Raw genomic sequence first — 233 nt, forward strand, 5'->3', positions numbered from 1 at the left:
TAGAACTCCTGCTGGCTTTCGTCTCCACGCCGAAGCTCATGAAAGATCACGCCGTCCTGGATGAACAGAATGCGCTTGCAAAAGCTGGCGGCATTGGAATCATGGGTTACCATCAGGATCGTAGCTTGTTCGTCACGATTCAGGCCGGACAGCTTCTCCATAAGACTTCTTGCGTTCTTAGAATCCAGCGCACCCGTCGGTTCATCGGCAAGGATCATTTGGGGATGTAAGAT

Annotated in this window: 1 pseudogene; it reads right to left on the reverse strand. The window is 51.5% G+C overall.

The window, feature by feature from the left end:
• A pseudogene (locus DWX96_RS14915) lies at window positions 1-233 on the reverse strand (ABC transporter ATP-binding protein); the annotation flags it as partial.

Origin of the sequence: Roseburia sp. AF22-2LB (assembly GCF_003461125.1) — a bacterium.
In the GTDB taxonomy this organism is placed as follows: Bacteria; Bacillota; Clostridia; order Lachnospirales; family Lachnospiraceae; genus Roseburia_C; species Roseburia_C amylophila.